This is a genomic window from Roseateles sp. P5_E11 (assembly GCF_054049355.1).
On sequence record NZ_JBFUMO010000383.1, the window covers coordinates 1 to 5,720 of the forward strand.

Annotated in this window: 7 protein-coding genes; 2 read left to right on the forward strand and 5 right to left on the reverse strand. The window is 70.4% G+C overall.

Annotated elements, in window-relative coordinates; translation table 11 throughout:
* The 5 genes from ACXJKR_RS22500 to ACXJKR_RS22520 all read right to left on the reverse strand — a co-directional run.
* On the reverse strand, positions 1-461 hold a 461-nt coding region (locus ACXJKR_RS22500; protein WP_457324694.1), incomplete at its 3' end, for an SDR family NAD(P)-dependent oxidoreductase.
* Entirely contained in the window at positions 458-1,087 is a 630-nt protein-coding gene (locus ACXJKR_RS22505) for a LysE family translocator (protein WP_457324695.1), read from the reverse strand. The genes ACXJKR_RS22505 and ACXJKR_RS22500, both read right to left, overlap by 4 nt.
* A complete protein-coding gene (locus ACXJKR_RS22510) occupies positions 1,087-2,265 on the reverse strand; it encodes an acetyl-CoA C-acyltransferase (protein ID WP_457324696.1) in 1,179 nt (392 codons plus the stop codon). The genes ACXJKR_RS22505 and ACXJKR_RS22510 overlap by 1 nt, the downstream gene beginning before the upstream one ends.
* 82 nt (positions 2,266-2,347) lie before the next feature.
* A complete protein-coding gene (locus ACXJKR_RS22515) occupies positions 2,348-3,166 on the reverse strand; it encodes a hypothetical protein (RefSeq protein ID WP_457324697.1) in 819 nt (272 codons plus the stop codon).
* A gap of 22 nt (positions 3,167-3,188) precedes the next feature.
* Entirely contained in the window at positions 3,189-4,034 is an 846-nt protein-coding gene (locus ACXJKR_RS22520; RefSeq protein ID WP_457324698.1) for a helix-turn-helix domain-containing protein, read from the reverse strand.
* 60 nt (positions 4,035-4,094) lie between these two features.
* Between ACXJKR_RS22520 and ACXJKR_RS22525 the strand changes: the two genes are divergently transcribed.
* Positions 4,095-5,453, forward strand: a complete 1,359-nt coding sequence (locus ACXJKR_RS22525) for a cytochrome P450 (protein WP_457324699.1) — start codon at positions 4,095-4,097, stop codon at positions 5,451-5,453.
* The coding region (locus ACXJKR_RS22530; RefSeq protein WP_457324700.1) for a hypothetical protein at positions 5,450-5,720 on the forward strand (271 nt) is incomplete at its 3' end. The genes ACXJKR_RS22525 and ACXJKR_RS22530, both read left to right, overlap by 4 nt.

The following is a 5,720-nucleotide window of genomic DNA, read 5'->3' on the forward strand; positions in this document are numbered from 1 at the left end:
ACGGAGTTCACCGCCGCCTTGGAAGCCCGGTAGAGCCAGCCGCTGGTGCTGGCGCGCGAGCCGATGGAGCCCATCTTGGAGGAGAGGATGGCCACGCGGGCACCCGGCGCCAGCGCCTCGGCAATCTGCGGCAGCAGGCGCATCGGACCCAGCACATTGGTGTGCATGACGGCGTCGAAATCGACCTCCGTTGGCGTCTCCAGGCCCGTGGTGCTGGGGCCGTAGACGCCGGCGTTGATGACGACGACGTCGAAGCTCTCGCCGTCGATGAGCCAGGCCAGGCCGGACACGCTGGCGGCGTCCGCCACGTCCAGCTTCAGTGCGCGCGCACCATGGGCATGCAGGCGCTCCAGCGCAGCTTCATCGCGGGCCGTGGCTGTGATGCGCGCGCCGGCCGCACGGTATTGGCGCACGAACTCGAGGCCCAGGCCGCGCGAGGCGCCGATGATGAGGACATTCATGGTTTGGTGAGGGCGAGCTTGGCGGCCAGCAGCGTGAAGAGGCTCGCACCCCCGAGGTTGAGGCCGCGCCCCACCCAGGGTCGCGGTCTGGAACGGCGCAGCGGTGCGACGAGGGCGATCAGTGCCAGCAGGAAGAGCAGACCCTGCACGATGAACCAGCCGCCCAGGAACAGGAAAGAAAGCGTCTTGCTCGGTGCGTCGGCCGCGATGAACTGCGGCAGCAGCGCAAGGAAGAACAGCGCGACCTTGGGATTCAGCGCGTTCGTGAAGAAGCCCTGGCGCACCGTGCGCCACAGCGACTGCGGGGCGCTGACTTCGGCCGCGGCCGACGCCGGACGCAGCCCGGCCCGGGCCATGCCCCATGCCACATAGAGCAGATACGCCGCACCCACGAGCTTGACGATCGTGAAGGCCTCGGCCGACGTGGCCAGCAGCGCCGCCAGGCCAAAGGCCGCGGCCAGCGAATGCAGCACGCAGCCCGCCATGATGCCGACCGCCGCCGCCACGCCCTGGCGCCAGCCGCCACGCAGCGTGCTGGCGACCGTGTAGGCCATGTCGACGCCGGGCGTCGCATTCAGCACGAAGACGGTGGCGGCAAACAGCGCCAGATCGTGGGTACCCAGCATCAGAGCATCTCCACCGCCAGCGCCGTCGCTTCACCGCCACCAATGCACAACGCCGCCATGCCCTTCTTGAGCCCACGGGCCTTCAGCGCGCCCAGCAGTGTGACGACGATGCGCGCACCGCTGGCGCCGATGGGGTGGCCCAGTGCCACGGCACCGCCGTTGACGTTGACGATGTCGTGGGGCAGCTTGAAGTCGGCCATCGCGGCCATGGTGACGGCGGCGAAGGCTTCATTGACTTCCCACAGATCCACCTGGCCCGCCAGCCAGCCGGCCTTGGCCAGCGCCTTCTGGATGGCGCCGGCCGGCGCAGTGCTGAACCATTCCGGCGCCTGGGCGTGCACGGCATGGCTGACGATGCGGGCGATCGGTGCCAGGCCGCGGGCCTTGGCCGTGCTCTCGCGCATCAGTACCAGCGCCGCGGCGCCGTCGGAGATGCTGGACGAGGTGGCGGCGGTGATGGCACCGTCCTTCTTGAAAGCGGGCTTGAGCGACGGGATCTTGTCGAGCTTGGCCTTGAAGGGCTGCTCGTCGAACTTGATGACGGTGTCGCCCTTGGCAGAGCTCAGCGTCACGGGGGCCATCTCCCAGCCGAAGGCGCCGCTCTCGTTGGCGGCCTTGGCACGCTGGGTGGAGGTGATGGCGTACTGGTCCATGGCTTCGCGTGTGAAGCTGTACTTGGCCACGCACTGTTCGGCGAACACGCCCATGGCCTTGCCGCGCTCATAGGCGTCTTCCAGGCCGTCCAGGGCCATGTGGTCGTACATCTGGGCCACGCCGTACTTGACGCCCTTGCGCGCGAACATCAGGTGCGGCGCATTGGTCATGCTCTCCATGCCGCCGGCCACCATGACCTCGGCCGAGCCGGCTGCCAGCATGTCGTGGGCAAACATCATGGTGCGCATGCCGGAGCCGCACATCTTGCTCAGCGTGACGGCGCCGGCCGAATCGGGCAGGCCGGCCTTGCGCACGGCCTGGCGGGCGGGCGCCTGGCCCTGGCCGGCCATCAGGCAGTTACCCATCAGCACTTCATCGACCGAGTCGCCCGGCACGCCGGCGCGCTCGACGGCCGCCTTGATGGCAATGGCGCCCAGCTCCCAGCCGGCCAGGCCGGCGAAATCACCCAGCAGGCCGCCGATGGGGGTGCGGGCGGCGGAAACAATGACGATCGGGTCGGACATGGCTGTACTCCGTTGGTAACTCAGATGCGCCATTCTGACGCGATCAATTGACGTGCGCGTCAATTGCCGCGCAATGCCAGGGTCAATCGGTTGGGCTTGGGGCCTGGCGCCAGGCCGTGGCCGGCGCGCTGCCGCATTCAACCGGGCGGATGTCGGGTTCCAGCCGCCGCACGGCCTGGCACAACTGGCGCCAGAAGGCGCGCGTCCAGTCCGGGTGGCGCTGGGCGAACTGCGGCGAGGCTGGCGCGAAATAGGGCAGCTTGGCCACGCCGGGCGCCCATTCGACGACCTCGGCGCGCTGCTCGGGTGTGAGCACCTCGCGGGTGCTCAGCAGCAGGTCGAAGCGGCGCGCCTGCAGCATGGTCGGCCCCGCGTCGAGTGCGCTGATGGGCTCGACCGCCCAGCCGTGACCGCGCGCGATGGCGTCCTGCACCGAGCCGGCCAGCACGCCCACGCGCAGGCCCTTGGGCAGAAGCTTGCCGTCCCAGGCGGGATCGGGAGCCTCGCCACCGCGACCAAACAGCGCCAGGTGGCCGAATACGGGAGCCCAGGCGACGTCGGGCCGGCCTTGAGCATCGAAGGGGAAGCGCAAGCTGCGCAGACGCTCGGGCGTGGTGCCGAACAGCAGCGCGATGTCGACGCCGCCCTGGGCCAATGAGGCCGACAGGCGGCGGTTGGGCAGGCGCAGCAGTTCGCCCTGGCAGCCCAGGCGTTTGAGCGCCTCGCGCACGGCGACGACCTCCCAACCTGGCGGCTCGGGAAAGTCGGGGCCCTGGCCCAGCAGGCCCGGCGGCGAGGCAGCATCGCTGAAGCCGATGCGCAGTGGCTGCGGGCAAGGCGCCGCGCAAGCCGACGTAGCCACCCAGCACAGCAACAGGGCCAGGAGCAGCAGGCGGGTCATCGCGCCAGTTTAGGCCTCGGGTTCAGCGCCATAACCGGTAAGCCCAGAAGGCTTCCTCCGCCTGGATGCGGCGGCGCAGGTCCTCGGGGCTGAAGCCGGTCAAGCGGCGCGTCTCGCGGCAGAGATGGCTCTGGTCGGCGTAGTCGTTGTCGGCGGCGATGTCGGCCCAGTTCACACCGGCGCCGGCCTCGGCGGCAGCCACCGCGTGGAAGGCGTTCTCGGCGCGCGACACGGCGCGCAGTTCGCGCATCGGCAAGCCGGCCCAGGCCTTGATGCGGCGCTCGAGCTGGCGCAGGCTGCGGCCGGCCGCGCTGGTGGCGGCGCGCACCGCCAGGGCCTGGGTCCAGTCGGCATAGCGGTGGCCGGGGCGCTGCGTGCCCAGGGCCTGCCAGCGTGGCAGCAGGAAGTCTTCGAGCAATTGCAAGCGCGTGGCGTCATCGGGCGCGGCGGACATCTGCTCGGCCCAGGCCAGCCAGTCCGCGGGCAGCACCTCGCGCGCATCGACGACCCGGTTGACGTGGCGGTCCAGCGCGACACCAGTCAGCGCGATGAAGGCGTCGGGCAACAGCAGCAGCTTGAAGGCCCACACCTCGCCGAGGTTGCGCGTGTGCGTGGGCAGCGTGAACKGCCCGCCGAACAGCACGGGCGCGTGGCGGCGCTCCGGCGGCGGTGTTGAGAAACCCGGTGTTGCCAGCCATTCGCTGCTGCCCTCGGCCCACCAGAACAGCTGGACCAGCGGTGTTGCGGGAAAGTAGTTCTCGCGCTGCACGGCATCGAGGTTTCGGCCGCGCGTGTCGCGCAGCATCACGCCACGCACGCAGCCGGCGAGGGCCAGCGGCGGCAGCCAGAGGCGTGTGTGGGCTTGCATCGCGATCAGTGTCGCATTCGTTCAAGACCCGTCCGCCCCGGGAGCGCAGCATCACGGTCCATGACGACGCTGACCTGGAACGACCTCCCTTCGCACCCCACCCGCTGGTGGGGCTTCCCCGTGCTGATGGCCATGCGGCGCGACTATCTCGCGGTGATCTCCGCGCAGCGATCGCTGGGCGATCTGCCGCGCCAGACCATCCTCGGCGAACGCGGCGTCGATGTCTTCGACCCGGAACTGGTGCGCGAGGTCATGGTGGACCATGCCGACGCGCTGATCCGCTGGGCGCGCGGGCCCGAGGTGTTTTCCCAGCTGATGGGCCAGTCCGTCCTCGTCACTGAAGGGCCCACCTGGCAGCGCCAGCGCCGCATGCTGATGCAGGCCTTCACCCCCAAGCGCGTGGCCGGCTATGCGGCGCTGATGACCGATGCGGCCGTCGCCGGGCTGGCCGGCGTACAGGACGGCGAGGTGGCGATGGACACGCTGTTCAGCCACCTGACGATGGACGTCATCTCGCGCACGCTGTTCAGCACGCCGATCGGCGCCGACACCGCGGCCGCTGCGCACGCCGTGCAGGTGCTCAGCGAGACGGCGCTGGCCGAGATGTTCTGGCCATTCACGCTGCCCGACTGGCTGCCGCTGCCGGGCAAGGCCGCCAAGCGGCGCGCACACAAGCTGATGCACGGACTGCTGGGCGGCCATGTCAACGCCCGGCGCGCGTCCGGCGACGGCAAGCCCGACCTGCTCGGCATGCTGATGGCATTGCGCGACGAGGCGACCGGCGAGGCGCTGTCGCCACAGGAGGTCTACGACCAGTGCATGGTCAGCTTCCAGGCCGGCCATGAGACGAGCGCGACGGCCCTGCTGTGGTGGAGCTGGCTGCTGGCGGCACACCCTGAAGCCCAGGCGCGCGCCCGGGCCGAAGTTGATGCCGTGCTGGCCGGCAGCGTGCCAACGGCCGATGACGCGGGCGCCCTGCCTTTTCTGTCCGCCACGCTGAAGGAGGCGATGCGCCTGTACCCGCCGGTGGCGGCCGTCATGACGCGCCGCCTGACGCGTGAGATTACGCTGGGCGGCGTGCGCCTGCCGGCCCGCACGCTGGTGCGCGTGACGCCCTGGCTGCTGCACCGCGACCCGCGCTGGTGGCCGGATGCGCCGCTGGCCTTCAAGCCCGAGCGCTTCATGCCAGGGGCTGCACACGAAATCCCGCGCGGCGCCTACATCCCCTTCGGCCTGGGCCCGCGCGTCTGCCTGGGCCAGCATTTCGCGGTGCTGGAGATGACGCTGATCGCGGCGCTTCTGCTGCAGCGCTTCGAGCTGAGCCCGGCCGGCAACGAGGCGCCCAAACCGCGCATGGCCGTCACGCTGCGGCCCGAGTCCGGCCTCACACTGAGGCTCACTTCACGGAGGGCGGCATGAACCCCTGGCTCGTTGGCGCGGCGGCGCTGGTCTTCGTCATCGGCCTGGCGCACTCATGGCTGGGCGAGCGCATGCTGTTCCGCCATCTGCGCGCTGGCGGCCTGGTGCCCGTCGGCGGCCAGCCGGCACTGCGCGAATTCCAGACCCGCATCCTGTGGGCAAGCTGGCATGTCGTCACGGCCCTGGCCTGGGCACTGGCGGTGGTGCTGGCGTGGCTGGCCCAACCGGCGGTGCAGGCGATGTCCGGCGGCATCATCGAAGCGGCCG

Coding starts and splice junctions, on each gene's coding strand:
- ACXJKR_RS22515 (WP_457324697.1), bottom strand. CDS start 3,166: ATGACCCGCCTGCTGCTCCTGGCCCTGTTGCTGTGCTGGGTGGCTACG.
- ACXJKR_RS22525 (WP_457324699.1), top strand. CDS start 4,095: ATGACGACGCTGACCTGGAACGACCTCCCTTCGCACCCCACCCGCTGG.
- ACXJKR_RS22510 (WP_457324696.1), bottom strand. CDS start 2,265: ATGTCCGACCCGATCGTCATTGTTTCCGCCGCCCGCACCCCCATCGGC.
- ACXJKR_RS22505 (WP_457324695.1), bottom strand. CDS start 1,087: ATGCTGGGTACCCACGATCTGGCGCTGTTTGCCGCCACCGTCTTCGTG.